This is a genomic window from Kribbella voronezhensis (assembly GCF_004365175.1).
Lineage (GTDB): Bacteria > Actinomycetota > Actinomycetes > Propionibacteriales > Kribbellaceae > Kribbella > Kribbella voronezhensis.
On sequence record NZ_SOCE01000004.1, the window covers coordinates 1,736 to 3,068 of the forward strand.

The following is a 1,333-nucleotide window of genomic DNA, read 5'->3' on the forward strand; positions in this document are numbered from 1 at the left end:
CTGGTGTTCCTGCCCGTATTTTGAGAACTGTATAGTGGACGCGAGCATCTTTGTAGTTTTTGTTGTGTGACAAGCTACTAAGGGCAATCGGTGGATGTCTTGGCACCAAGAGCCGATGAAGGACGTTGGAGCCTGCGATAAGCCCCGGGGAGTTGGCAACCAAGCTGTGATCCGGGGGTGTCCGAATGGGGAAACCCAGCTGGCATTCTAAAGCCAGTTACCAGTGCCTGAACACATAGGGTTCTGGAGGGAACGCGGGGAAGTGAAACATCTCAGTACCCGCAGGAAGAGAAAACAATAGTGATTCCGTGAGTAGTGGCGAGCGAAAGCGGATGAGGCTAAACCATGTGCGTGTGATAGCCGGCGTGCGTTGCGTATGTGGGGTTGTGGGAGCATTCAGGCCTTAATGCCGTGGGGTCAGGGAGTTATAAATCACTGTTGAAGTCGAACCGGCTGGAATGTCGGACCGTAGTGGGTAATGGTCCCGTAGATGTAAGACAGTGACTTCCGAGTGTTTTCCCAAGTAGCACGGGACTCTTGAAATCTCGTGTGAATCTGGCGGGACCACCCGCTAAGCCTAAATACTTCTTGGTGACCGATAGCGGACTAGTACCGTGAGGGAAAGATGAAAAGTACCCCGGGAGGGGAGTGAAATAGTACCTGAAACCGGTTGCCTACAATCCGTCGGAGCATTCCTCTTGTAGGGGTGTGACGGCGTGCCTTTTGAAGAATGAGCCTGCGAGTTAGTGGTGTGTGGCGAGGTTAACCCGTGTGGGGTAGCCGTAGCGAAAGCGAGTCTGAACAGGGCGTTTTAGTCGCATGCTCTAGACCCGAAGCGGAGTGATCTATCCATGGGCAGGTTGAAGCGCGGGTAAGACCGCGTGGAGGACCGAACCCACCAGGGTTGAAAACCTGGGGGATGACCTGTGGATAGGGGTGAAAGGCCAATCAAACTCCGTGATAGCTGGTTCTCCCCGAAATGCATATAGGTGCAGCGTCGCGTGTTTCTTACCGGAGGTAGAGCACTGGATGGTCTAGGGGGCTTACCGGCTTACCGAAATCAGCCAAACTCCGAATGCCGGTAAGTGAGAGCGCGGCAGTGAGACTGCGGGGGATAAGCTCCGTAGTCGAGAGGGAAACAGCCCAGATCACCAGCTAAGGCCCCTAAGCGATTGCTAAGTGGAAAAGGATGTGGAGTTGCCCAGACAACCAGGAGGTTGGCTTAGAAGCAGCCACCCTTGAAAGAGTGCGTAATAGCTCACTGGTCAAGTGATTCCGCGCCGACAATGTAGCGGGGCTCAAGCAATCCGCCGAAGCTGTGGCATTCACACTT

At 54.2% G+C, this 1,333-nt stretch carries 1 rRNA gene (only partly in view); it reads left to right on the top strand.

From position 1 onward, the window contains the following. The first annotated feature begins 67 nt into the window (after positions 1-67). Positions 68-1,333, top strand: a 23S ribosomal RNA gene (locus EV138_RS37130) (it continues 1,610 nt past the right edge of the window).